This window comes from Rhodococcus sp. NPDC003322 (assembly GCF_053589555.1).
This window is the reverse complement of sequence record NZ_JBSFSC010000003.1, coordinates 776,488-800,660: the sequence shown is the minus strand read 5'-3', so window position 1 is coordinate 800,660 and position 24,173 is coordinate 776,488. Positions and strand designations below refer to the sequence as shown.

At 69.2% G+C, this 24,173-nt stretch carries 22 protein-coding genes; 6 read left to right on the top strand and 16 right to left on the bottom strand.

All coding sequences use genetic code 11. From position 1 onward, the window contains the following. The first annotated feature begins 16 nt into the window (after window positions 1-16). Window positions 17-886 carry an alpha/beta fold hydrolase gene (locus ACWDUM_RS16005; protein WP_450134695.1) on the top strand — a complete coding sequence of 290 codons (870 nt, stop codon included), beginning with the start codon at window positions 17-19 and terminating at the stop codon, window positions 884-886. A gap of 8 nt (window positions 887-894) precedes the next feature. Then, window positions 895-1,836: a 3-carboxyethylcatechol 2,3-dioxygenase gene (locus ACWDUM_RS16000; protein WP_450134694.1), complete on the top strand. Its 942-nt coding sequence runs from the start codon at window positions 895-897 to the stop codon at window positions 1,834-1,836. A gap of 6 nt (window positions 1,837-1,842) precedes the next feature. Here ACWDUM_RS16000 and ACWDUM_RS15995 read toward each other — a convergent pair whose 3' ends face one another. Continuing rightward, window positions 1,843-3,075, bottom strand: a complete 1,233-nt coding sequence (locus tag ACWDUM_RS15995) for a lipase family protein (protein WP_450134693.1) — start codon at window positions 3,073-3,075, stop codon at window positions 1,843-1,845. Window positions 3,076-3,475: 400 nt separating this feature from the next. On the opposite strand from ACWDUM_RS15995, the gene ACWDUM_RS15990 reads away from it, so the two are divergent. After that, window positions 3,476-3,721 (top strand): WhiB family transcriptional regulator, encoded by a 246-nt coding sequence (locus tag ACWDUM_RS15990; RefSeq protein WP_450134692.1) that lies wholly within the window; start codon window positions 3,476-3,478, stop codon window positions 3,719-3,721. Window positions 3,722-3,755: 34 nt separating this feature from the next. On the opposite strand, the gene ACWDUM_RS15985 is transcribed toward ACWDUM_RS15990, so the two are convergent. Genes ACWDUM_RS15985 through ACWDUM_RS15975 form a run of 3 tightly spaced genes read right to left on the bottom strand, consistent with a single transcriptional unit; the run spans window position 3,756 to window position 6,351 of the window. Further along, entirely contained in the window at window positions 3,756-4,388 is a 633-nt protein-coding gene (locus tag ACWDUM_RS15985) for a hypothetical protein (protein ID WP_450115070.1), read from the bottom strand. After that, entirely contained in the window at window positions 4,375-5,655 is a 1,281-nt protein-coding gene (gene hisS / locus ACWDUM_RS15980) for a histidine--tRNA ligase (protein ID WP_450134691.1), read from the bottom strand. Before hisS ends, ACWDUM_RS15985 begins: the two co-directional genes overlap by 14 nt. 21 nt (window positions 5,656-5,676) lie before the next feature. Then, complete coding sequence (locus ACWDUM_RS15975) at window positions 5,677-6,351, bottom strand: MBL fold metallo-hydrolase (RefSeq protein ID WP_450134690.1); 675 nt, start codon at window positions 6,349-6,351, stop codon at window positions 5,677-5,679. Between the two features lie 163 nt (window positions 6,352-6,514). Here ACWDUM_RS15975 and ACWDUM_RS15970 point away from each other — a divergent pair, with 163 nt between their 5' ends. Next, window positions 6,515-7,396: a peptidylprolyl isomerase gene (locus tag ACWDUM_RS15970; protein ID WP_450134689.1), complete on the top strand. Its 882-nt coding sequence runs from the start codon at window positions 6,515-6,517 to the stop codon at window positions 7,394-7,396. Between the two features lie 11 nt (window positions 7,397-7,407). Continuing rightward, the gene (locus tag ACWDUM_RS15965; protein WP_450134761.1) at window positions 7,408-8,193 is read left to right on the top strand and encodes a peptidylprolyl isomerase; all 786 of its coding nucleotides are present in this window, start codon (window positions 7,408-7,410) and stop codon (window positions 8,191-8,193) included. 62 nt (window positions 8,194-8,255) lie between these two features. Here the strand turns inward: ACWDUM_RS15965 and ACWDUM_RS15960 are convergent, their stop codons facing one another. From ACWDUM_RS15960 to ACWDUM_RS15935, 6 genes are all read right to left on the bottom strand, one after another. Next, window positions 8,256-9,059 (bottom strand): enoyl-CoA hydratase/isomerase family protein, encoded by an 804-nt coding sequence (locus ACWDUM_RS15960; RefSeq protein WP_450115044.1) that lies wholly within the window; start codon window positions 9,057-9,059, stop codon window positions 8,256-8,258. Next, window positions 9,056-10,594, bottom strand: a complete 1,539-nt coding sequence (locus tag ACWDUM_RS15955) for an AMP-binding protein (RefSeq protein ID WP_450134688.1) — start codon at window positions 10,592-10,594, stop codon at window positions 9,056-9,058. Before ACWDUM_RS15955 ends, ACWDUM_RS15960 begins: the two co-directional genes overlap by 4 nt. Window positions 10,595-10,620: 26 nt before the next feature. Next, the gene (locus tag ACWDUM_RS15950; protein ID WP_450134687.1) at window positions 10,621-11,973 is read right to left on the bottom strand and encodes an MFS transporter; all 1,353 of its coding nucleotides are present in this window, start codon (window positions 11,971-11,973) and stop codon (window positions 10,621-10,623) included. Window positions 11,974-12,017: 44 nt separating this feature from the next. After that, window positions 12,018-13,247 (bottom strand): acyl-CoA dehydrogenase family protein, encoded by a 1,230-nt coding sequence (locus ACWDUM_RS15945; protein WP_450134686.1) that lies wholly within the window; start codon window positions 13,245-13,247, stop codon window positions 12,018-12,020. A 27-nt stretch (window positions 13,248-13,274) separates the two neighbouring features. Beyond that, window positions 13,275-14,336, bottom strand: a complete 1,062-nt coding sequence (locus tag ACWDUM_RS15940) for a phosphotransferase family protein (RefSeq protein ID WP_450134685.1) — start codon at window positions 14,334-14,336, stop codon at window positions 13,275-13,277. Window positions 14,337-14,524: 188 nt separating this feature from the next. Then, a complete protein-coding gene (locus ACWDUM_RS15935) occupies window positions 14,525-15,115 on the bottom strand; it encodes a TetR/AcrR family transcriptional regulator (RefSeq protein ID WP_450115049.1) in 591 nt (196 codons plus the stop codon). A 122-nt stretch (window positions 15,116-15,237) separates the two neighbouring features. On the opposite strand from ACWDUM_RS15935, the gene ACWDUM_RS15930 reads away from it, so the two are divergent. Further along, on the top strand, window positions 15,238-16,095 hold the full coding sequence (locus ACWDUM_RS15930; RefSeq protein WP_450134684.1) for a crotonase/enoyl-CoA hydratase family protein: 858 nt from the start codon (window positions 15,238-15,240) through the stop codon (window positions 16,093-16,095). Window positions 16,096-16,099: 4 nt separating this feature from the next. Here ACWDUM_RS15930 and ACWDUM_RS15925 read toward each other — a convergent pair whose 3' ends face one another. From ACWDUM_RS15925 to yajC, 6 genes are all read right to left on the bottom strand, one after another. Then, window positions 16,100-18,421 (bottom strand): RelA/SpoT family protein, encoded by a 2,322-nt coding sequence (locus ACWDUM_RS15925; RefSeq protein ID WP_450115051.1) that lies wholly within the window; start codon window positions 18,419-18,421, stop codon window positions 16,100-16,102. 50 nt (window positions 18,422-18,471) lie between these two features. Next, the gene (locus ACWDUM_RS15920; protein ID WP_450134683.1) at window positions 18,472-19,041 is read right to left on the bottom strand and encodes an adenine phosphoribosyltransferase; all 570 of its coding nucleotides are present in this window, start codon (window positions 19,039-19,041) and stop codon (window positions 18,472-18,474) included. Beyond that, window positions 19,038-20,762 (bottom strand): ABC transporter substrate-binding protein, encoded by a 1,725-nt coding sequence (locus tag ACWDUM_RS15915; RefSeq protein WP_450134682.1) that lies wholly within the window; start codon window positions 20,760-20,762, stop codon window positions 19,038-19,040. The genes ACWDUM_RS15920 and ACWDUM_RS15915 overlap by 4 nt, the downstream gene beginning before the upstream one ends. Before the next feature lie 4 nt (window positions 20,763-20,766). Further along, a complete protein-coding gene (gene secF, locus ACWDUM_RS15910) occupies window positions 20,767-21,954 on the bottom strand; it encodes a protein translocase subunit SecF (RefSeq protein ID WP_450134681.1) in 1,188 nt (395 codons plus the stop codon). A gap of 2 nt (window positions 21,955-21,956) precedes the next feature. After that, a complete protein-coding gene (secD, locus tag ACWDUM_RS15905) occupies window positions 21,957-23,651 on the bottom strand; it encodes a protein translocase subunit SecD (RefSeq protein WP_450134680.1) in 1,695 nt (564 codons plus the stop codon). A gap of 115 nt (window positions 23,652-23,766) precedes the next feature. Next, the gene (yajC, locus tag ACWDUM_RS15900; protein ID WP_450134679.1) at window positions 23,767-24,126 is read right to left on the bottom strand and encodes a preprotein translocase subunit YajC; all 360 of its coding nucleotides are present in this window, start codon (window positions 24,124-24,126) and stop codon (window positions 23,767-23,769) included. Window positions 24,127-24,173 lie beyond the last annotated feature (47 nt).

Sequence of the window (24,173 nt, the reverse complement as noted above, 5' to 3'; positions counted from 1 at the left end):
CCCGCAGGAGAACACCATGACGAGTACCGTCTCGATTCCCGACTACACCACCGACGCGTTCTTCGCCCTCGAGGACAAGTGGCTGCAGACCGCCGACGGCGAACTGACCCACTACCACGAGGTCGGCGAGGGCACCCCGATCCTGTTCCTCCACGGCTCCGGCACCGGCGTCACCGCCGCCGCGAACTGGTGGCTGAACCTGCCCCAGCTGAGTGAGAAGGGCCGCTGCATCGCGATCGACTCGATCGGCTACGGCCAGACCGTCGTCGCCGACGGCACCGAATACGGCATCCGGGAATGGGTCCGGCACGCCGTCCGCGTCCTCGACGCCCTCGGCATCGACAAGACCTGGATCGTCGGAAACTCCCTCGGTGGCTGGCTGGCCTTCCAGTTCGCGATCGACTTCCCCGAACGACTGCTCGGCGTCGTGTCGATGGGCACCGGTGGAGCGAAGCTGACCGGGGCGCTGGCCGGCCACGCGAACCCGACGCTGACCGAAGAGGGCATCCGCAAGACCCTCGAACTGTTCGTCGTCGACAAGTCCCTCGTCACCGACGAGCTCGTGTCGTTGCGCTACCAGTCGGCCCTGAACGACACCGCCTCGGACCGGCTCGCGCAGGTCGTCGCCGCCCGCGACCGCGACCGCCACGCCCTGCCGCTGGACTTCGAAGTCCTCGCGAAACTGGACATTCCGGTGCTGCTCATCCACGGCGTCCAGGACGTCGTCATCCCCGTCTCCCGCACCTGGGACCTGCTGAACGTCATCCCCAACGCCGACGCCCACATCTTCAGCCAGTGCGGCCACTGGTCACAGGTCGAACGCGCCGACGAGTTCAACGCCGTCATCGGCGACTACCTGGGACGCCACGGCGTCACCGGAAAGTAGGCACCGCGATGCCCCAGGCACTGCTGTGCATGTCCCACAGCCCGCTGCTCGACCACGCCGACCCACCCGCCGACGTCGTGTCCGCGGTGCAGGCGTCGTTCGAGCGGGCCCGCGCGTTCGTCCGGGACTTCGATCCGGAGCTGGTCGTCAACTTCGGCCCGGACCACTTCAACGGCTTCTTCTACGACCTGATGCCCCCGTTCTGCCTCGGCTACCGCGCCCACGGCACCGGCGACTACGACTCCTACGCCGGTGACCTGGACGTCCCCGCCGACATCGCGGAAGACCTCGCGCAGTTCGTCATCGACCGCGGCATCGACCTCACCATCTCGCGCCGGATGGAGGTCGACCACGGCGCCGTGCAGCCGATGGAGATCCTCTACGACGGGGACGTCGCCGCGAAGCCGGTGCTGCCGATCTTCGTCAATTCCGTGGCACGGCCGTTCGTTCCGGTCGCCCGGGTCCGCGCGTTCGGCCACGCCGTCGGTGAGTACTTCCGATCCGTCGACAGGCGGGTGCTGTTCCTCGGGTCCGGGGGCCTGTCCCACGATCCCCCGGTTCCGCAGTTCGCCACGGCCACCGACGTGCAGCGCGAATTCCTCACCGCCGGACGCAATCCCACCCCCGAGGCCCGCGCCGCCCGCCAGGCGAACACGATCGAGACCGCCCGCAGGTTCGCGGCGGGCGAGGCCGACATCATGGACCTCAACCCCGACTGGGACCGGGAGTTCCTCGCAATCTGCCGCTCCGGGCGGGTCGAGGACTTCGACCGCTACACCGCCGACGGCATGGACGCCGTCGCCGGGCACTCCTCCCACGAGGTACGCACCTGGGTCGCCGCCTACTCGGCGCTGCGCGCGTGCGGCGAATACGACGTCACCTACGAGTTCTACCGCCCCATCAAGGAATACATCGCCGGTTTCGCCGTCACCACCGCGACGCTGCGCTGAACCCGATCAGGGCTGGGAGGGGGGCACGTCGGCCGCGCAGGTATTCGGTGCGGGCACCCCCGCGAACCGGTCCGCGATCCATGCCACCGCACCGGGGTTCGCCCGCGCGTCCGCATGCCCCTCCCCCGGACGATCCTGCAACTCGATCAGGTCGCCCATGCTGCATGCCTTCGCCACCGCCGCCCGCGTCCAGTCGGCCGGAATCAGGTCGTCGGTGTCGCCGACCACCACCAGGATCGGAGCGGCGGTGGGGTTCTGCGGCAGCGCGATCTGTCGCAGCCACTCCCGCATCCGGTCGGTGTCCGCGGCGGTGGACGGCATGCTGTCGGCTCGGGTGATCCGCAGCGCGGCATCCCATTTCTCGCCGGTCCTCGTCCCGGCGCAGGCCGTGAAGATGTCCTCGTTCTCGGCCAGCGTGCCGTGGACGTAGCGCCCCGGATCGAGGTCCGGGTGCTGCACCTCGATGCCGGCGAGCAGCAACGGCAGGAAGATCTGTTGCGACAGGGTCAACTCGATGCCGCTCAGGTCGTCGGCGATGTGCGACAGGTCCGCCGCCGGGGACAGGCTTGCCGCCCCCACGAATTCGAGCCCGTCACCGTAGTCCGCCGCATGCTCCGCCGCCGACCACGACGCCTGGCCGCCCTGCGAGATGCCGAACGCCGCCCACCTGTTCGACGTGCCGGGAACGGTCGCCCGCGCCGCGCGGACCGCATCGATCAGGTTGTATGCGGCCGACTTCGGCTCCAGGTACGGGTGCGGGCCGTCGGTGCCCAGGCCTTGGTAGTCGGAGGCGACCACGACGAATCCGCGGGCGAGCAGCGCATCCACGATCGCCACGCCACCCAGCAGGTCCGGGTGTCCGGACGGGGCGCACGCGTCGTCGACACCGGTGGTGGGGTGTCCGACGGACACGATCGGCCAGCCGCCCTCCGGCGGAGCGCCCGGTGGGGTGAACACGACCCCCGTCACGTCGGTACCCCCGCCGTCGAGACCCGAGGTGGACCGGTACGTGATCCGGCGCGCGGTCACTCCCTCGGTGGTCACCGCAGTGTCGACGAGCGGCTGATCGCCGACCGGTTCGCCGCGCTCGGCACCCTGCGGAGCCGGGGCGGGGGCGGTCGACGCCTCCACCTTCGGGGAAGTCGCCCCCTGCGGCGATTCACCCTCCGCGGAACAGCCGGTCGCCCACAATGCCGCCAACGCGGCGGCCGTTGCTGCGATCCTTCGGTTTCGGTTCACCCCAGCATTGTGGCTGCGGGCGCCACGATCTGTGACCACCGACTCGATGCGATGTCGGCAACAATTCCGCTCTCACCTCAGCGAGCCGTGGCAGACTGGGTCGCCGAACACCGCCAGCCCACGACCGGAAGGAGCGCCCGATGCACACCAGCTCGTACCCGCAGCAGATGTCGCCGCCGGCCGCCCGGTACAGGGCAGGCGAGAATCCCGACACCGGGATCCGCGTCGGCTGACGCTCCCCTCTCGGGGCGCGCAAGCCCCGGGACCGCGGTCGCCGTTCGGCGATTCGCCACCCACGGGCCCATCACGTCCCGAGAGCCACCACCCCGCCAAAGCCAACAGGCTTGTCGCCCCCCGCCCCGCCGCTGTGCGCGTGGGCACAGCGAAGGACGTACGAACGATGACACTGACCCTGGCCGATCTGCTTCCGCTCACCGACAACCCCGCCGACTGGGAAACCGCCGCCTGCCGTGGCGATGCCCATCCCGACCGCTGGTTCCCGGACCCGTCCGAGACCTTCGAGTACGCCGCCGCCGTCTGCGCACGTTGCCCGATCATGGCCGAGTGCGCCGTGTTCGCCGGCGAGTCCGCACAGAGTGGCGTGTGGGGCGGCCACGAGTACCGGCGCGGCAAGCTGATCCGCTGACCGGGTCGCGGCCCGACCGCCTCACAGGCGACGGTCAGTCGGTGAGTCGCACGACCTCGTCGTCGGTGAGGACGGTCTGCGGCACCCGGTTCGCCTCGCGGGCGAGCTGGACGGCGCGGTAGAGCGGGCGTTCCTCCAGGCCGGCACCGCGGGCCTCGGCCCGCAACTGGGCGATCAGTGCCGCGGACATCGCGACCGCGGGAGCCAGCTCGCCGGAGACCAGTCCGTCGGCGAGGGCACGCAACGGCAGCACCTCGAGTTCCCGGCCGCCGTCGGTGGTGTACAGCGCCAGCGGCACGGTGATCTGGCGGTTGCCGTCCCCGACCTTCAACGCCACCTGCGACACCCGTCCGCTGCGCACCAGCAGTTCCGCGCTGACCGCCTGCGCCACATCCACGGACACCGTCCGCACCCCGGAATGTGCATGGATCACGGTGCCGCTCATCCACATTCGACGACGCGTCACCAGCAACGCCGACAGCGCGGTCGGCAGCCCGATGAGGACGCCCACCACGAGACCGGTGGTCGGTGTCGCGAACAACCCGACGATCACACCGACGACCACACCCAGCGCGACCGCGAGCAGCGCCAGGCGCCGCAGGCGGGGAACGATCAGGTGCGTGGGGACCAGGTCCAGTTCGACGGACCCGGCGTCACCGGTCGGCAAGGACCGCACCGACCTCCGCGACAACCGAGTCCAGCGGCACCTGCCGCTGATCGCCGGTCGCGAGGTCCTTGACCCCGATGACACCGTCGGTGATGTCCCGCTCGCCCAGCACGAGCGCGATCTGCGCACCGGACCGGTCCGCGGCCTTCATCGCGCCCTTGACGCCGCGGCCACCGTACGCGATGTCGACCCGGATCCCCGCGGCACGCAACTGCGCGGCGATGACCACCAGCTTGCCCTTGGCCTCGTCGCCGAGCGGCACCCCGAACACCTCGCAGCGAGCCGGCGTCGACGCGGCCTTGCCCTCCGCCTCCAGCGCCAGGATGGTCCGGTCCACGCCGAGCCCGAACCCGATGCCGGACAGCGGCTGACCGCCGAGCTGCGCCATCAGGCCGTCGTAGCGTCCGCCGCCGCCGATCCCGGACTGGGCGCCGAGACCGTCGTGCACGAACTCGAACGTCGTCTTCGTGTAGTAGTCCAGGCCGCGCACCATCCGCGGGTTGATCGTGTACGGCACCCCGAGCGCGTCCAGGTGGGCCAGCACCTCGTCGAAGTGCGCCTTCGCCTCCTGCGACAGGTGATCGAGCATCAGCGGCGCGCCGGCGGTCATCTCCTTGATGTGCGGGCGCTTGTCGTCGAGCACGCGCAGCGGGTTGATCTCCGCCCGGCGACGAGTGTCCTCGTCGAGGTCGAGACCGAACAGGAACTCCTGCAACAACTCCCGGTACTGCGGCCGGCAGGTGTCGTCACCGAGCGAGGTGATCTCCAGCCGGAAGCCGTCGAGGCCGAGCCCACGGAACCCGGCGTCCGCGATCGCGATCACCTCGGCGTCGAGAGCGGGGTCGTCGACGCCGATCGCCTCGACACCCACCTGCTGCAGCTGGCGGTACCGGCCGGCCTGCGGGCGCTCGTACCGGAAGAACGGACCCGCGTAGCTCAGCTTCACCGGCAGCTGCCCGCGGTCGAGACCGTGCTCGATCACCGCGCGCATCACACCGGCGGTGCCCTCCGGTCGCAGGGTCACCGAGCGGTCACCGCGGTCGGCGAAGGTGTACATCTCCTTGCTGACCACGTCGGTGGACTCGCCGACGCCCCGCGCGAACAGGCCCGTGTCCTCGAAGATCGGCAACTCGATGTGGCCGTATCCGGCCAGCCGGGCGGCGCGGGTCAGTTCGTCGCGCACGGCGACGAACTCCGCCGACACGGGCGGCACGTAGTCGGGTACGCCCTTGGGCGCGGAGAAGGCGGTGTTGCTGGACTTGCTCACGATCTCTACTTTTCCTTACCGCTACCCGGACAGTCCAACCAGGAACGGGTTCGACGCCCGCTCCTGCCCGATCGACGTCGCGCCGCCGTGTCCGGGGAGCACCGCCGTCGCGTCGTCGAGCACGAGCAGCTTGGCCGCGATCGACGCCAGGAGTTGCTCGTGGTTGCCACCCGGCAGGTCGCTGCGCCCGATCGAGCCGGCGAACAGCGTGTCGCCGGTCAGTGCGATCGGCACCGGCCCCTGATCGGTGTCCGCGGTGGTCCGCAGCACCACCGAGCCCTGCGTGTGGCCGGGCGTGTGGTCGACGCTGATCGTGATGCCCGCGAGGTCCAGCACGTCGCCGTCGGCCAGCTCGATCACCTCGGACGGCTCCCGGAACTCGGTGTCGCCGATCATCGCGGACAGCGCCGCACCGGTGCCGCGCAGCGGATCGGACAGCATGTAGCGGTCCTCCGGGTGGATGTAGGCGGGGATGCCGAACTTCTCGCAGACCGGCGACACCGACCAGGTGTGATCGAGGTGACCGTGCGTCAGCAGCACGGCGGCCGGGGTCAGTGACTGCTTGCCGAGGAACTCGACGAGCGGCTCCGCCGCGTTCTGGCCGGGGTCCACGACGAGGCACTCGCTCGCGCCGTCCTGCGCGAGGATGTAGCAGTTCGTCTGGAAGGCGCCGGCCGGGAATCCGGTGACGAGCACGGCAATCGCTCCTACGGGGGTGAGGGGAAGGGGCCACCGCACAGCCTATGTCCCCGACTGTGAAGTTGTTTCACAGGTTCGGGTGGCACACTCGTTCACCGAGAATTCCGACGTCGAACCCCGGCGTCGCCGTGTCAGGGCACAGATCCGGAGGTAAGCAGCAGTGCCAAGCAATGAGCAGCGTCGCCAGACCGCGAAACGGAAGCTGGAGCGACAGCTCGAACGCCGTGCCGAACGGGACCGCAAACGGAAGCGGATGACGATCGGTGCGTCGGTCCTCGGCGCTGTCCTCGTCGTCGCCGCCGGCGCGATCGTCTTCGGCCTGACCCGCTCCGACGACTCCTCCGACGCGTCGACCACGGCCTCGGAGTCGCAGGACTCGATGCCCGACTCGACGCCCGGGGCGATGCCGGCCGCGCGCGCGGAGGCACTGCCCGCCACCGTCGACTGCACCTACATGCCCGACGGCCAGACCCCGGCCAAGCCGGCGACCATGCCGAACGCGACGGCGGTCTCCACCGAGGGCATCGTCACCGTCGACATGGCCACCAACCAGGGTCCGATCGGCCTGAGCCTCGACCGCGCGAAGGCGCCCTGCACGGTCAACAGCATGGTCGCCCTCGCGCAGCAGGGCTACTTCAACGACACCCCCTGCCACCGTCTGAGCACCACCGGCCTGAAGATCCTGCAGTGCGGCGACCCGACCGGTCAGGGCACCGGCGGTCCCGGCTACGGCTTCGTCAACGAGTTCCCCACCGATCAGTACAGCCCCGACGACCCCAACATCGAGCAGCCGGTGACCTACCCGCGCGGCACGATCGCGATGGCGAACACCGGCCAGCCCGGTAGCAACGGCAGCCAGTTCTTCCTGGTGTACGACGACTCGCCGCTGCCGCCGATGTACACCGTGTTCGGCACGATCTCCGACGAGGGCCTGGCCACGATCGAGAAGATCGCCGCAGCCGGTGACGACGGCTCGATGTCCGCAGGTGGCGGCACGCCGAACACCCCGGTGCAGATCCAGACCGCTACCGTGGCGGCATGATGCGTACCCCGATGATTCGTACGATCGTCGCCGCGGCAGGCGTCGGCCTGGCCCTGACCGCGACCGCGTGCTCGTCCGACAACGGCGGCGAGTCCTCGTCGACCACCACAGCCGCGGCCCAGACCACCCAGCAGGCGCCGGACCTGTCCCGATTCGCGGCGCTCCCCGCCGTCCCCGCTCCGGCCGCGTCGACGGTGTCCTGCGAGTACCCCTCGTCCTCCCGCCAGGCCGCCAAGCCGGTGCAGGCGCCGACCACGACCGACGTCTCCACCGTCGGCACCGCGCAGGTCACCATGGCCACCTCACAGGGGCCGATCGGCCTGACGCTGGACCGCGCCGAAGCGCCGTGCACGGTGAACTCGTTCGTCTCCCTCGCCACGCAGGGCTACTTCGACGACACCCCGTGCCACCGGCTGGTGACCAGCGCGGGCCTGCAGGTGCTGCAGTGCGGCGACCCGACCGGGCAGGGCACCGGCGGCCCCGGCTACGGTTTCGACAACGAGTACCCGACCACCGCATACGCCGCCAACGACCCGGCCGCGCAGCAGCCGGTGAAGTACCCGCGTGGCACGGTGGCCATGGCGAATTCGGGTGCCCCGGGCAGCAACGGCAGCCAGTTCTTCCTGGTGTACGAGGATTCGGTGCTGCCCCCGCAGTACACGGTCTTCGGCACGATCTCCGACGAGGGCCTGGCCACGATCGAGAAGGTCGCCGCGGCCGGTGACGACGGCTCGATGTCCGCCGGTGGCGGCAAGCCGAACACCCCGGTGCAGATCCAGACCGTCACGGTCGGCTAGGCCGCTCCGCGGCTCGTGCGTGGTTTGCGGGTCCAGGCACCACCAAACCACGCACGAGCGCGTCAGCGCCTGCGGTAGGTCGGGCGCCTCTTCCCGAGGAAGGCCGCGGTCGCCTCGGCGCGGTCCTCGGTCAGCGCGGTGAACACCTGCTGCCGGTTCTCGAACTCCACCGACGCGTCGAACGACGCGGTTTCCAGGGCGATCCACATACCCTGCTTGGTCAGCTCCACCGACAGCGGCGGGTTGAGCAGTATCTCCCCCGCCTTCGCCAGCGCGACGTCGAGCAGCTCATCGGGCGGGACCACGTCGGTGACCAGACCCAGCCGCAGCGCCTCACCGGCGTCGAACCGGCGACCGGTGAGCATCAGCTCGTGTGCCCTCCCCGCCCCGATGATCCGGGGCAGGAGCCACGACACCCCGATGTCGCAGGCGGAGAAGCCGGCTCGGATGAACGACACCGCGAACACCGCGGGCGTCGCGGCGATCCGGATGTCGCTCGCGCACACCAGTGCCAGCCCGCCCCCTGCGGCCGGACCGTTGACGGCCGCGATCACCGGCTGCCGCAGCTCGTGGAGCTGCTGGGCGAGCCCGGCGATCTCCCGCTGACGGGAGAGCGTCCGCCCGAGCACACCCTCCGCCGCGACCTCGTCCTCGTCGCCGTAGCCGTTCAGGTCCAGGCCCGCGCTGAACGCGCGGCCGGCCCCGGTGAGCACGACGACCCGGCACGAGCGGTCCGCCCCGATGTCGGTGAGCACCTCCCTCAGTTCCCCGACCATCTCCGCGGTGAGTGAATTGAGCGCGTCCGGCCGGTTCAACGTCACCTGCGTGATGCCGTCGACCGGCCGGACGACCTCGACGGTGCTCACCGCGACACGGTCCGGGTGTACCGGTCGCGCAGGAGTCGCTTGTACAGCTTGCCGGTCGCATGGCGCGGCAACTCGGCCTCGAAGTCGATGCGGCGCGGACACTTGTAGGTCGCGAGCCGCTCCCGACAGAAGGCGAGCAACTCCTCCTCCAGGTCCGGGCCCGCCGTCACACCCGGTACGGGCTGCACGACGGCGTGCACGATCTCACCGAGTTCGTCGTGCGGTATCCCGAACACCGCGGCGTCCGCGACCTTCGGGTGCACGACCAGCACGTCCTCGGCCTCGCGGGGATAGATGTTCACTCCGCCGGAGAGGATGAGGTCCGCGCGCCGGTCCGACAGGTACAGGAAGCCGTCCTCGTCGAGGTAGCCGAGGTCGCCAACCGTGGTCCAGCCCCGGTCGTTGCGCGAGGCAGCGGTCTTCTCCGGATCATTGAGGTACTCGAACTGCAGGCCGCCCTCGGACCAGATGGTGCCCGGTTCACCCGCGGGCAACTCCTGCCCGGTCTCGTCGACGATGTGCGCGGCTCCGAGCAGCGGACGGCCGACCGATCCCGGATGCGCCAGCCACTCGCGGGAGTCCAGCGCGGTGAACAGGCAGTTCTCGGTCGACGAATAGTATTCGTGGACAATCGGTCCGAGCCAGTCGATCATTGCGCGCTTGGTGTCCGGTGGGCACGGCGCGGCGGCGTGGATCACAACCCGGAGCGACGACACGTCGTGTCCGGTCCGCTGCACGTCCGGCAGCTTGAGCATCCGGATGAACATGGTGGGCACCATCTGGGTGTGTGTGACCCGGTACCGCTCGATGAGCTCGAGCGCCCGCTCCGCGTCGAAGCGTTCCATCACGATCGACGTTCCGCCGTGCCGGTGCACGGTCATGTTGAACCGCAACGGCGCCGCGTGATAGAGCGGTGCCGGCGACAGGTACACGGCGTCGCGGTCGATTCCCCACCGACTGTGCAGCAGTTGGGCGACGCCGGGCGGGGTCCCGAGAGGATGCAGGGGCAATTCCGCGATGACGCCCTTGGGCCGACCGGTGGTCCCGGACGAGTACAGCAGGTCGACTCCCTCACACTCCTCCACCGCCACCGACCCGTGGACCGATGCGACTGCGGCCGAGAGGTTTTCGAACCCGAGTCCCGGATCGTCGATCGTGAACAGGTGACCGGTCGCCGGCAGTTCCGCTGTGGCCCCGGCCGCGGACTCGAGGTACCGGGCGCTCGTGAACAGCACCTTCGTACCGGAATCCCTCAGAATGTAGGCGATTTCGTCGGCGAGCAGCCGCGTCGACAGCGTCACGTAGCGCAACCCGATGCGCTGCGCCGCCCATGCGAGTTTGAGGAACCACGCATTGTTCTCCATCAGGATTGCGACACAGTCGCCGTGCCGCATCCCGCGCGACCACAACAGCGCCGCGATCGCGCGGGAGTCGTCGACCAGCTCGCGATAGGTCACGACGACGCCGGTGTCCGCCATGATGTACGCGGGCCGGTCGGGGTCTGTCACGGCGTGGGTGTCCGGGAAGTCCACCATCGGTTTCGTCCTCCTTCGTCGCGATTTCAGGATGCGAGCGCGGGCTCGTTCGGCTGGGAGTACCTGCGGACGATGGCCAGCAGACAGAGGAGTCCGATCGCTCCGCCGACCGCGATCATCGCGCCGACCTTCCACGCGTTGGCCGGGTCGCCGCCCACGAGCAGCACCATGACCATCGGTGCGAACCCGCCGACGATGGCGGAGATCTGGTAGCCCAGCGATGCTCCGGAGAACCGGACCTCCGGCGGGAACAGCTCGGAGAACAGGGTTCCCTGTGTTCCGGTCTGGAACGACATGGCCACGACGCCGACGATCACCGCGATCGCGAACGGCCACACCTTGCCGGGACCGGATGCGGCGATCAGCAGCCACATCGGCAGGCCCCACAGCGTCATGGCGGCGGTACCGAGACCGAAGATCAGCTTGCGACCGAACCGGTCGGACAGGTGGCCGAACAGCGGCACCAGCGGAATCTGCAGCGCGCAGGCGATGAGAATGTAGGTGAGCACGGTCGAACGTTCGACGTCCAGGTAAGTGGTGACGAACTGAACCGAGCCGGTGATCATCGTGTAGAAGAAGATGATTCCGATGGCGTTCGAACCGGCGGCGAGGAGCACCGTGCCCGGGTTCTTGCGCAGCACCTCGAGGATCGGCGAGCGTTCCACCCTGGGCGCCTCGTCCAGCTTCTTCGCCACCTTCTTGAACTCGGGAGTCTCCTCGAGGTAGCGGTGGATCGCGAACGCAACGGGCAGCATCACCAGGCTGATCCAGAACGGAATGCGCCACCCCCAGCTCAGGAACGAGTCCTGGGCGACGGTCGAGGTGATCACCAGGAACACCACGTTGCCGAGTACGACGCCGATCGGCACACCCAGCTGGGCGAAGCTGCCGAAGAATCCTCTCCGGTTCGCGGGTGCGTTCTCGGTCGCCAACAGCACCGCGCCACCCCACTGCGCGCCGACCGCGAGTCCCTGGCAGATCCGCAGTGTCACGAGAATCATCGGTGCGAGCCAGACGATCTCGGTGTTCGGCACGAATCCGATCAGTGACGTCGCCACGGCCATCATGACGACGGCGGCGACCAGGACCGGCTTGCGCCCGACCTTGTCCCCGAAGTGGCCGGCGAGAACTCCACCGATCGGCCGGGCAATGAAGCCGACCGCGACCGTGGCGAAGGAGTTGACCGCCGCGACGACCTCGTTGCCGGTGGCGAAGAAGGTCGAGTTGAACACCAGCGCGGCAGCGGTGGAGTAGATGAAGAAGTCGTACCACTCCAGCGAGGTGGAGATCGCCGCGGCAACGGCGGCGCGGCCGGCTTTCGGTGGCGTCTCGGTCGTGGTGCCGGGCTGTGGTGTCACGCCCACGGTGTCGGAGCTCATGTCGTGTCTCGATTCGTTCGGGGGGAGGTCGGTCGGGGTGGCGGTCATCCTCGAACCTCGGTGAGGACGGGAGTCGCTGCGAACTCGGCGCGGGCGAGGGATCGCCTGTGCACCTGGTCCGGGCCGTCGGCGATCTGCAGGAACCGGGCCTGCGAGTACAGCATCGCCAGGGGCGTGTCCTGGGACAGGCCGGCGCCGCCGAAGATCTGAATGGCGTCGTCGACGATCTTCTTCACCGTCAGGGGCGCGAGGACCTTCGCGGCGGCGATGTCGTGGCGGGCGGCCTTCGCGCCGTCCGTGTCCATCCGCCATGCCGCGCGCAGAACGGTCAGTCGCGCCGCGTCGACGGCGATGCGCGCGTCCGCGACCGTGGCCTGCACAACCCCCTCGTCGGCCAGCGGCCTGCCGAATGCGACCCGGGTGCGGGCGCGCTCGGCCATCAGCGCGATCGCCCGTTCGGCCATGCCGATCAACCGCATGCAGTGGTGGATGCGACCCGGACCGAGGCGGGCCTGCGCGACTGCGAACCCCCTGCCCCGCGGGCCGAGCAGGTTGGCCTTGGGTACTCGCACCGCGTGGAACACGATCTCGCCGTGTCCGCCCTCGTGCCGGTCGTCGAATCCGAGGACCGAGGTGGAGCGGACCACCTCGACACCGGCGGTGTCCATGGGCACCAGGACGATCGAGTGGCGTGACCCGACGGGGCCGTCGGGGTCGGTGACACCCATGACCATCGCGACCCGGTTGTCGTCGCGCAGTGCGGCGGTGGACCACCACTTGCGACCCGTCAGAACCCACTCCTCACCCTCGTCTGCGATCTCGAGGCGGATGTTGTTCGCATCGGAACTCGCGACGTCGGGCTCGGTCATCGAGAAGCAGGACCGGATCTCGCCGTCCAGTAGCGGAATCAGCCACTGCTGCTTCTGTTCCGGAGTTCCGTATCGGGCGAGCAGTTCCATGTTCCCGGTGTCCGGCGGGTTGCAGTTGAGTGCCTCCGGCGCGATGGTCGGGCTCCACCCGGTCAACTCGGCGAGGGGCGCGTACTCGAGGTTCGACAGCCCCGCCCCACCACTGTCCGGCAGGAAGAGGTTCCACAGTCCCTGCCGCTTCGCGGCCGCCTTGAGGTCCGCCATGATCGGTGGCGCACCCCACCAGTCGGGCTTGCTCGCCAACTGCTCGGCCGCGATCGCTTCGGCGGGTAACACCCGCTCCTGCATGAACACCGCCAGCCGGGACCGGAGATCCCGCACCTTCGGGCTGTACTCGAAATCCATTGTCTTGAACTCCTGTTCGGGAGATGGTCAGTGTCTGAGCGCAGGGACCGACGAACGCGCGGCCTGGTCGAGGGCGCGCTGCAGCAGCGTCGCGGTCATGTCGGCGACGCCGTCGAAGCCGTCCCCGACGGTCTCCCCCTTGGCGTGTCGGGCGGCTATGCCCTCCACGATCACCGCGATCTTGAAATCGGCGAACACGACGTACCAGTCGATGTCCGGAAGGTCGATTCCCCGCGTGGCGGCGTACCGTTCGAGCATCTCGTCGCGCGTCGGAAACCCGTCCAGCGCTGCAAGTCCCCGGGTGATGGGGTTGGGCACCTCGCCGGGTACGTCCCAGAAGCCGAGCATGATGCCGACGTCGGCGAGCGTGTCACCGAGGGTGGCCATCTCCCAGTCCAGGACTGTCGCGATGCGACCACGATCCTCGCGGGTGACGAGCACGTTGTCGAGCTTCACGTCACCGTGCACGATTCCGGGGAAGTCACTCTGCGGCAGTGCATTCCGGAGCCTCCGCAGGAGTACGTCGACCTCCGGGCGATGGGTGGTCCGCGACGCCTCCCATTGACGTTCCCATCGACCCAGTTGCCGTTCGAGGTAGCCGTCCGGGCGACCGAACTCGGCCAGTCCGACCGCCGCGGGATCGACGCCGTGCAGCGCGGCGAGGGTGTCGGCGAACGCGAACCCGAGCCGGCGACGCTCGCCGGCGGTGAGGTCGGCGGCCTGTTCCGGGGTGCCGACGGCCACACCGTCGACGAGGTCCATCAGGTAGAACGGGGCACCGAGCACGGACTCGTCCAGGCAGAGGTGAACGGCCCGCGGCACGGGAACCGCGGTGCCACCGAGCGCCTCGATCACCGTGAACTCACGCTTCATGTCGTGTGCGGTCGGCAGGACATGCCCATAGGGGGGGCGGCGCAGCACCCACGACCGCGCGCCGTCGGTCAGGCGATACGTGGGATTCGACCGCCCACCGCCGATCAGCGTCGCCGTCAGCTCACCCTCGAGGCCACCCCCGAGCGCACCCCGGAGGTGATCGGCGAGCGACGGGAGGTCGAGGACGGACTGCGTTTCGCGCAGGGATGTGGTCACGGGAGATACCCTTCGTCACACTCTCAGCCAAACGATCGTTCGGCTTGAGCAATAGTGACTTAGCGCACGTTAAGTGTCAACAGGCTTCTGCTCCAACGCCCTGACGTGCGGGTGGAGAAATGAAAATGGCGGCGCAGGATGCGCCGCCAATCGATCGTTCGCCACCGACCCGGTCTCCCGGGCCCGGGTCATTCCCGTGCCTGCACCATCGCCAAGGCGAGATCCGCGTACCGCTGTGCGAGCTCCTCCGGTGTCAGGGGACCATCCGGGCGCCACCACGCGCACACCGACTGCCCCATGTTGATGATCGCCCGCGCCGCGTCACGCGGCAGCGGCGTTGCGAACACGGACTCCTCGACACCGCGATCGATGACGTCGCGGAAGATGCTCTCCTGCTCATCGCGCAACGCGACCACCAGACGCCTGCCATCGTGGTCCAGACTGCGGATCTCACTGGCGCCCACGCGCGCATCCGACTGCCGCGTGGTGTGGAACATGACCCACGCGCGCACCACCGACCGCAGCTGATCCGCCGGAGTGCCTGCCGACCGCACCAGCGCTCCACGCGTCATCGCGATGGCGTCGTGGAGCGCGCGGACCATGATGTCCTGCAGGATCTCCTGCTTGCTCGCGAAATGGTGATAGATCGACGCCACCGTGATGTCGGCGTCACGGGCGATATCCCGCATCGACGTCCCGTGATAGCCCCGCTCGGTCATGTTCCGGACGGCGGAGTCCAGGATCACCTGCCGGCCGACGGTTCCCTTGGCAGCACACATGATCGCCAGCGTACCGAACGACCGTTCGGAGATTGCCCTCGTCACCACTTCCCCTGGCAACCGCACGAATCGACTCCCAAGGGTAACTATCGCTCGTTCAGTTTGCATGCGAGACTGTGCCGATGGAGCACATTCGACTCGACGTCGCCGACGGCCTCGCCACCATCACACTCAACCGTCCGGGGCAGCTCAACGCCTTCACCACGACGATGGAGAACGAACTGATCGACGCCTATGACCGCTGCGACGCCGACGACGACGTGCGGGCGGTGGTCCTGACCGGCGCCGGGCGGGCGTTCTGTGCCGGCGCCGACCTGTCCGGCGGCCCGGACACCTTCGTCGCGTGGAGCGAGGAGCACCGGGACGGCGCGATGCGGCGCGACGGCGGTGGCCGGGTGGTGCTGCGGATGTTCGAGTCCCGCAAACCGATCATCGCCGCGATCAACGGCCCGGCGGTCGGGGTCGGCATCACGATGACCCTGGCAGCGGATTTCCGCATCGCTGCCGACGACGCCCGCATCGGATTCGTCTTCAACCGGCGCGGCCTGGTCCCCGAGTCGTGTTCGACGTGGTTCCTGCCGAAGTTGGTGCCCCTGCAGACCGCCCTGGACTGGATCTACTCGGGACGGATCGTCGACGCCGCGGAGGCGCACACCGCCGGACTGTTCCATTCGCTGCACCCGAAGGAGAGCGTCGTGGACGAGGCGTACGCGCTGGCCCGCCGGATCACCGAACACTCCGCACCGGTGTCCGTGGCACTGTCCCGGCAGATGGTGTGGCGCATGCTCGCCGCCGACCATCCGATGCTCGCGCACCGCGTCGAATCCCGCGGCATCAACCTCCGCGGTGTCGCCGCCGACACTCGCGAAGGCATCGCCGCCTTCCTGGAGAAGCGGCCGGCGACGTTCCCCGATCGGGTGTCCACGGACCTGCCCGACGTGTTCGGCGCCGACCTGCCCGACCCGCCGTTCGGAAGATGAGCCGCTATGCGGCGCTGGTCATCCGGTAGACGTCGTACACGCCCTCGACGTTGCGGACCACGTTGAGGACGTGCCCGAGGTGCTTCGGGTCGCCCATCTCGAAGGTGAACCGGCTGATCGCGACGCGATCGCCGGACGTGGTGACCGACGCCGAGAGGATGTTCACCTTCTCGTCCGCGAGCGCCTTCGTCACGTCCGACAGCAGCCGGTGCCGATCGAGGGCCTCGATCTGGATCGCCACCAGGAACACCGACGACGCCGACGGCGCCCACTGCACCTCGATGATCCGCTCCGACTGCCCACGCAGCGACGTCGCATTGGTGCAGTCGGTGCGGTGCACGCTCACCGCGCCGCCGCGCGTGACGAAGCCCATGATCTCGTCGCCGGGCACCGGGGTGCAGCACTTGGCGAGCTTCGCGACCGTGCCCTCGGCGCCGGGCACAAGCACCCCGGAGTCCGTGCCGCGGCGCGGGCGCATCGGCATCGTGGACGGCGTCGACCGTTCGGCGAGCTCCTCCTCCACCGCGCCGACCCCACCGAGCTGCGCCACCAGGCGCTGCACGACGTGCTGGGCCGAGACGTTGTGCTCACCGACCGCGGTGTACAGCGCGGAGACGTCGGCGTACCGCAACTCGTGCGCAATCGCGGTCATCGACTCGGCGCTGAGCAGCCGCTGCAGCGGCAGACCGCCGCGCCGGACCTCCTTCGCGATCGCTTCCTTGCCTGCTTCGAGCGCCTCCTCGCGGCGCTCCTTCGCGAACCACTGACGAATCTTCGCCTTGGCGCGCGGTGACACCACGAACGACTGCCAGTCCCGGCTCGGTCCGGCGTTCACGGCCTTGGAGGTGAACACCTCGACGACCTCGCCGTTCTCGAGGGTGCGTTCGAGCGCGACGAGACGGCCGTTGACGCGGGCGCCGATGCAGCGGTGCCCGACCTCGGTGTGCACCGCGTACGCGAAGTCGACCGGTGTCGACCCGGCGGGCAGCGTGATCACGTCGCCCTTCGGGGTGAAGACGAAGATCTCCTTGACCGCGAGGTCGTAGCGCAACGACTCCAGGAACTCGCCCGGATCGGCGGCCTCCCGCTGCCAGTCGAGCAGCTGTCGCATCCACGCCATGTCGTCGACCTCGGCGGCGTCACCGGAATGCCTGCCCTTGGTCTCCTTGTAGCGCCAGTGCGCGGCGATGCCGAACTCGGCGGTCCGGTGCATCTCCCGGGTGCGGATCTGCACCTCCAGAGGCTTGCCCTCGGGGCCGATCACGGTCGTGTGCAGCGACTGGTACACCCCGTACCGGGGCTGCGCGATGTAGTCCTTGAACCGGCCCGCCATCGGCTGCCACAGCGAGTGCACGACACCGACGGCGGCGTAACAGTCGCGGATCTCGTCGCACAGGATCCGGACACCGACGAGGTCGTGGATGTCGTCGAAGTCGCGGCCCTTGACGATCATCTTCTGGTAGATCGACCAGTAGTGCTTGGGGCGGCCCTCGACGGTCGCGTTGATCCGTGACGCCACCAGGGTCGCGTTGATCTCGGCCCGAACCTTCGCCAGGTAGGTGTCGCGGGACGGCGCGCGGTCCGCGACCAGGCGCACGATCTCCTCGTACTTCTTCGGGTGCAGGATCGCGAACGAGAGGTCCTCGAGCTCCCACTTCACGGTCGCCATACCTAGCCGATGCGCAAGCGGCGCAATGACTTCCAGGGTCTCGCGGGCCTTGCGCGCCTGCTTCTCCGGCGGCAGGAATCGCATCGTGCGCATGTTGTGCAGGCGGTCCGCGACCTTGATCACCAGCACGCGCGGGTCGCGCGCCATGGCGATGATCATCTTGCGGATCGTCTCGGCCTCCGCGGCGTTGCCGAGCACCACCTTGTCCAGCTTGGTGACGCCGTCGACCAGGTGGGCGACCTCGTCGCCGAAGTCGTCGGTCAGCTGCTCCAGCGAATAGCCGGTGTCCTCGACGGTGTCGTGCAGGAGTGCCGCGACCAGGGTGGTGGTGTCCATACCCAGTTCCGCGAGGATCGTCGCGACGGCCAGGGGGTGCGTGATGTACGGGTCGCCGGACTTGCGGCTCTGGTGGGCGTGACGCTCCTCGGCGACGTCGTAGGCACGCTGCAACGTCGCCAGGTTCGCCTTCGGGTACAGCTCGCGGTGGATCGCGACGAGCGGTTCGAGAACCGGCCGGATCGCCGCGTTTCGCTGAGCGGTGATCCGTCGGGCCAGCCGAGCCCGCACCCGACGCGACGCCGAGGTCGGAACCGGCTGCGCGGCCGCGTCATTGGGCGTCACTCTCCCGGACCCGGACCTGTCGAGGTTCTGCGTCATATCCGTCACCTCCCACCGATCGAACTTCTCACCCGAGCCAACTGTAGTCCTCAGACCTTCAGCAACGAGGTCAGCGGGCGGTCCGGGAGTCGGTCACGCCCGCGGAGCGACTCGATCTCGAGCACCACCGCGATCGCGACGACCTCGGCGCCCGCAGCCTCGAGCAGTTCCGCGGCCGCGCCCAGGGTGCCGCCGGTGGCCAGGACGTCGTCGATCACCAGCACCCGGCGCCCGTGCAGATCGATGCTGTCGGCCGGAATCTCCAGCGTCGCGGACCCGTACTCGAGCCGGTAGGACCGGGCCAGCACCGGCGGCGGCAACTTGCCGGCCTTCCGGACCGCGAGCACCCCGGCGTCCAGTGCCCGGGCCACACCGGCTCCCAGCAGGAATCCGCGGGCGTCGATGCCCGCGACGAGATCGACATCGTCACCGAGTGCGGCCATCGCATCGACGACGTCACGGTAGGCGGCAGCATCGGCGAACACCGGAGTCAGGTCCGCGAACCGCACACCCGGCTCCGGGAAGTCGTCCGCCCAGCGGATCAGACGTGCGACGTCGGCGGAGGCGGAGGCGAGTGCGCTCTCGGCCGAGCCCGAGGAGAAGGTGCTGTCGGTGTTCACCGGAGAAGTATCCACCGGTCCATGTTCCACCCCGCCCCGGCGACGGTCGTATTCGGGACCGCCGCGTGCATGCCGTTCGCGATCGACGTGGTCCGGGGCGCCGCGAACAGCGGGATCGACGGCATGTCCGACCACAAGATGTTCTCGGCCTCGGTGGTCAGGTTCAGGCGGCTGCCGTCGGAGGTGTCGACCGCCAGCTGGTCGGCGATCTCGGTGACGCGACCGTTGCGGTAGTTGCCGATGTTGGTGCCGTTCCCGGTGGCCAGCGCGTATGCGGGCGGGACCAGCGAATCCAGCCCTGCAGCTCCCTGCGCGGAGGAGGTGCCACCGAGCGCCGCGTCCACCTGGCCCGCTCCGAGCGCACCCTGACCGAAGTCGGGCGAACTCGCGTCCTGCACGGTGATCCCGGCCGGCGCGCAGGCCGCGGCGACGTCGGCGACGATCTGCGCACGCCGAGCGTCCGGGGCGAGGTAGCCGACCCGCACGGTGATCGGGCCCTGACCCGAGGCCGCGAGAGCCGACTTCGCGGCGTCGACATCCGGCTGCAGGTACCGCTCCCCCACCACCCCGGCTGCCGTCGGGTAGATCAGCATGTCCTGCTGCGCCAATCGTGAATTGAGCACGCCCGACCCGAGTCCCGACGAGTGGTCGAAACCGGGGTGTCCGTACTCGTCGAACAGGTCCTGCCGCGGTACGCACGAGGCAAACGCGCGTCGCGCGTCGGCGGACCCGAACACGCCGCCGGTGGCGAGCACGAACTGTTCACTGCTACGGGACGGCTGCGTGAGGGTGGTGAACCCGTCTCCGGGGGCAACGCCCTCGATGGCACCGGTCCCGACGTCGATCACGTCGAGATCGCCGGCCTCCAGGCGGGCGGGCAGGTCGGAGTTCTTCGGCCACACCACGATTCGATCGGTGCCCGGTTTGTTGCCCCACCAGCGCTCGTTCGCGACGAGCGTCACCCCGCCGTCCTCGCCCACCGAGTCCAGCCGGTACGGCCCGGAGGACGGGAACAACGCCGGATCCGCCTGCCCCGGAACGAGATTCCATCCCGTGTTCCAGAACCCGGCGAGCCGGCCGATCGCCTCGGTGTCCCCGGACTGCACGGCGGCCACGACGTCGGGAACTCCTCCGATCCGGCCCGCGACGTGCGAGGGCATCAGCTCGGTCGCACCGAACAACCCGCGCCAGTCCGCGTACGCGCGCCCCGGCTTGAACACGACCGTCGCGTCCTTGGCGCCCGGCTGGCAGTCCACCCGGTCGATGTCGGCGTAACCCGCCCGGCTGGCGGCGTGGAACTCCGGGAACCGGCCATTGCCCGCCGCCCAGGTGAGCACCATGTCGTCGCAGGTGACAGGAACCCCGTCGGAGTAGACGGCGGCGGGGTTGATCCGGTAGTTCACGGTCAGTGTCTCGCCCGGCGCCGTCATCGCGCTCCCGACGTCACCGTCGGACAGGGCGGTGCCCTCCGGGCCGATGTAGCTCAGCCCGGCCAGCACCCGGACGAACGCCTGCCGCGCTCCGCTCGCTGCGCCGTCCACCGTGTTGGCGTTGTACGTGCTGACCACGTTGTCGATGCCGTAACCGATCGACGGGACCTGGTCCTCCTGGGAGCCGCAGGCCGCGCCGGTCGCGATCAGCGCGAGTGCGGCGACGACTGCCGGGGCCCGCTTCCTTCCGTTCCGTCGACGCCCGTCGCCACCACTCGCACTGCTCCGCATGTTCCTAATGCCTCTTCTTGTCGCGCTTTCCGGTCGGCCTGGCGCCCGGCTTGGGCGTCTCACCGGGCCGCCGTGGGGCGGCCGTCGGCCGCGCCCCGGCCGAGCCTGCCAGTGCGGCGGCCGAAACCGAATTCGACCCGCCGGACCGTTCGGCCCGCCGCGCGAGCACCTTCTTGGTGTGCGCGGAGACCGGCCCCCACCTCTCCTTGATCGACACCAGCAGCGGGGTGGCGAAGAAGATGGACGAGAAGGCGCCGACGACGATGCCGACCAACTGCACGACCGCGAGGTCCTTGAGGGTGCCGACGCCGAGCAGGCCGACGGCGACGACGAGCAGGCCGATCACCGGCAGCACACTGATGACGGTGGTGTTGATCGATCGCATCAGGGTCTGGTTGACCGCCAGGTTCGCCTGTTCGGCATAGGTGCGCCGGGTGGTGTGCAGGACACCGCGGGTGTTCTCCTCGACCTTGTCGAACACCACGACGGTGTCGTACAGCGAGAAACCGAGGATCGTCAGCAGACCGATCACCGTCGCCGGCGTGACCTCGAGTCCGACCAGTGAGTACAGGCCGGCGGTGACCACCATGTCGAAGAACAGGGCCACGATCGCGGCGATCGCCATGTCCCGTTCGAAGCGGATCGCGATGTAGACGCTGACGATCACCAGGAACACCACCAGCGCGATCAACGCCTTCTTGGTGATCTGGCTGCCCCAGGTCTCGCTCACGTCGGCGACACTGATCGCATTCTTGCTCGGTACGCCGTTCTTGTCCTCCGGCTGGAACTCGTCGAACAACGCGTTCTGCAGTTCGACGGTCTGCCGCGCGTCGAGCGCGTCCGAGCGGATCTGGATCGTCGCGCTGTCGCCGGAACCGACGGTCTGCACGGACACCGGATCGTGCCCGAGCGTGTCCGCGTAGACCTTCTCGACCTGTTCGGTCGTCGCCCCGGTGGCGGCCGGGAACTGGATCCGCGAGCCGCCTTCGAAATCGATGCCCAGCGAGAAGCCGCGGAAGATCATGCTCAGGATGGAGATCGCCACGACGGCGGCGACGATCCCGTAGTAGAGCTTGCGCTTTCCGACGACCTCGAACGCGCCGGTCCCGGTGTACAGCCGCGACAGCAGACCGTGCTTGGGCAGGGCCGCCTCGTCGACGACGCTGTCGGGGATGTCCGTGCTGTTGCTCATGTTCAGGACTCCTTCGCCTGCGTGGCGGCGGCCGCCGTCTTACGTTCCCGTGCCACCTGGCTCACGGCGCCGAGCCCGTTGACGCTGGGCTTCGACCAGAACGCCGACTTCGACGCCAGGTGCACCAGCGGATGGGTCACCAGGAACACCACGAGGACGTCCAGGATGGTGGTCAGGCCGAGGGTGAACGCGAAGCCCCGGACCTGGCCGACGGCGAGCACGTACAGCACGGCCGCGGCGATGAAGCTCACGGCGTTGCCGGACAGGATGGTCCGGCGGGCGCGGGCCCAGCCGCGAGGCACCGCGGAACGGAAGCTGCGGCCCTCACGCATCTCGTCCTTGATGCGCTCGAAGTACACGACGAACGAGTCGGCGGTCATGCCGATACCGATGATCAGACCCGCGATGCCCGCGAGGTCGAGCGTGAAGCCGATGTAGCGGCCGAGCAGGACCATGATCGCGTAGACCAGCACACCCGACAGGATCAGCGACAGCGCGGTCAGGATGCCGAGCATCCGGTAGTAGACCAGGCAGTACAGCAGCACCAGGACCAGGCCGATCGCGCCCGCGATCAGACCCGCCTGCAGCGACGCCAGTCCGAGGGTCGCCGACACGGTCTCGGCCTCCGACGCCTGGAACGACAGGGGCAGCGAGCCGTACTTGAGGGTGTTCGCCAGTTCCTTGGCCGTGGTGGCGGTGAAGTCGCCGGTGATCGACGTGGCGCTGCCCGCGGGGGTCGCCCCCTGGACGACCGGCGCGCTGACCACCTTCGAGTCGAGCGTGAACGCGGCCTGCTTGCCGATGTTGGCGGCCGTGAACTGCGCCCAGGTGTTGCTGCCACCGGACTTGAAGGTCAGGCTGACCTCGTGGCGGGCCTGCTGGGTGTTGAACTGGGAGGTCGCGTCCGAGATCTCCTGGCCGTCGATGATGCTCGGGCCGAGCAGGTAGACGGTGGTGCCGTCGGTGGAGCACGCAACCAGAGGCAGGGCGGGATCGTCGTTGCCCTGCAGCGGGTCGGCGGCGTTGCAGTCGAGCGTGGCCATCGCCTGCTGCTGCACGGCCGGGTCGGTGCTCTGCCGGGTCGCCTTCGCGGCCGCGATCTGCGCGGCCGCCTCGTCACCCTCGTCGGCACCCGCGGCCGGCGCCGGAGTCTCGGTCTGCGGTGCCTCGGTCGGCGGGACGGTGGGCTCCTGCGCCGGGAAGGGCCGGTTCTGCGGTGCCGGGGCCTCGGCGGCCGGGGCGGGAGTCTCCGGGGCGGGTGCGGGGGCAGGCTCAGCGGGCGCCGGGGCCTGACCCGACTGTGCCTGCGCGTTCGCAGACACCTGGGAGCCGAGCACCGGGCGGATGTACAGGCGCGCGGTCTGGCCGAGCGTGCGGGCCTGGGCGCTGTCGTCACCCGGCACGGTGATCACCAGGTTGTCACCGTCGATGACCACCTCGGAGCCGGACACACCGAGTCCGTTCACCCGGGTCTCGATGATCTCCTGGGCCCGCCGCAGGCTGTCCTGGCTCGGTGTGCTTCCGTCCGGGGTTCGCGCGGTCAGCGTGACGCGGGTTCCGCCCTGCAGGTCGATGCCGAGCTTCGGGGTCGGGGACTTGTCCCCGGTGAAGAAGACGAGCGCGTACAGGGCGGCGACGATCAGCCCGAAGATCACGAGCGAACGCGCAGGCCGTACGGCTCCGCTGGGTGATGCCACGATCCGTAGTTCTCCTAGTGCTCAGTGCGGACTGGTCGCAGTGGCCGTGTCCGCGCAACCCGCCCCGCACGCGACCGCTGCCGAGTGTGCTCACTCGGCAGCGGAGGCGATCAGGTCAGTCCTGGTCGAGGCGACGCTGGGTCTGCTCGGGGGTCTCGTCCTGCACGGGCGAGTCCACGACATCGGAATCCACGACATCGGAATCGGTGTCGGTGTCGGTGTCCTCGGTGACGAGCTCGCGAACCACGAGGCGCGACCAGGTCGTCACGACGCCCGGTGCGATCTCCAGCTCGACGGTCGTGTCGCCGAGCGCGGCCACGGTGCCGTGCAGGCCCGCCGTCGTCATGATGCGGTCGCCGACCTTCAGCGAATCCTGCAGATCAGCGGTCTTCGCCATCTCCTTCTTCTGACGCCGGATGCCCAGGAACATCGGCACCAGCAGAACGAGGATCAGGAGCGGAAACAGCAATTCCATCGTTGAAGTCAGTCCTTGAGGGTTGTCGACACGACCGGTCCCGTGCG